A 1088-nucleotide genomic window follows, 5' to 3' on the forward strand; every position below is an offset into this window, starting at 1 on the left:
CACTGATACGGACTGGCAGGATGGACATGATGGACTTGATGGACTTGACTCTGACATTGCTTTAATCTGTAACAACCATCTAGATATTTTCCCTCATCCTTTCCTTTTTAGGACTACCGTTTGTATCTCTTTTACTCTGCCTTTTTTTCCTTTTTTAGTCTAAACTCCAGTGAAGTATTGACAGGGGTAAAAGTATCCCACAGTAAACAACAGAGATTAGTCCATCAGGTTGAGATGCCAGAACCAATTGCTACAGAGTGGATTGAATCAATGGCTATTGATGGTGGGAAAATCAGAATCCGTACATCAAAAGGTGAACCGAGTGTGTGGAGAGACTATAAAGCCGTAAACCTTGATACTGAAGTCGTAGGAGCATTTTTTCAGCAGAATGAAGATTTGGTATCTTGGGTAAATCAGCAACCTTTGCCAGAAATATTTAGAGCGGGTTTGAGAAGTTAAGCGAGACGTTTGAGGAGGATCTGAATCATGCCGACATAGAAAAAAGCCTTAGAAGTTTCAGGTAAAAGTTCGTACTCTCTTGTCAAACGCCGAAAGCGAGAAAACCAAGCAAAAGTACGTTCAACCACCCAGCGCTTTTGTTGAACAACAAAGCCTTTTTGCCCCACAGGAGGAACAACCACTTGTAAGCACCAGTAAAAAGTATGCAGAATCGCCAGAACGAAAGCTTTACCCCTATAACCACGATCTACCAAAATCGTTGATAGACGGGGGAAACGGTCACGAATTTGGTTGATTTTTTCTAAAAGCATGGTTGCCCCCTTACGGTCATCAAGATTCGCAGCAGTAACTACCACCATCAATAGCAAACCCAATGTGTCCACAAAAATATGTCGTTTTCTACCATTGACGAACTTGTTCCCATCAGTACCAACTGCTTCTGGTGATGCTAATCGGCTAGCGATTTTGGTTGATTGACTGTCAATACAACCTGCACTAGGTGTAGCTTCTCTTCCTTCACTGACTCGATACCATTGTTGCAATTTAGCGTTGATATCTTGCCATGTGTTGGTAATACGCTAGTGCCGAAAGTAACCATAGACCGTCTGCCATACAGGAAAATCATGAGG

At 42.3% G+C, this 1088-nt stretch carries 2 protein-coding genes; one reads left to right on the forward strand and one right to left on the reverse strand.

Going from position 1 to position 1088, the window contains the following annotated elements; all coding sequences use genetic code 11:
• Positions 1-177: 177 nt before the first annotated feature.
• A complete protein-coding gene (locus PSE7429_RS22920; RefSeq protein WP_144052575.1) occupies positions 178-459 on the forward strand; it encodes a hypothetical protein in 282 nt (93 codons plus the stop codon).
• Here the strand turns inward: PSE7429_RS22920 and PSE7429_RS22925 are convergent.
• Positions 456-1034: an IS5 family transposase gene (locus PSE7429_RS22925; protein WP_100229022.1), complete on the reverse strand. Its 579-nt coding sequence runs from the start codon at positions 1032-1034 to the stop codon at positions 456-458. The two genes, PSE7429_RS22920 and PSE7429_RS22925, sit on opposite strands and share 4 nt — an antisense overlap.
• Positions 1035-1088 lie beyond the last annotated feature (54 nt).

The organism is Pseudanabaena biceps PCC 7429 (genome assembly GCF_000332215.1).
Taxonomy (GTDB): Bacteria; Cyanobacteriota; Cyanobacteriia; order Pseudanabaenales; family Pseudanabaenaceae; genus Pseudanabaena; species Pseudanabaena biceps.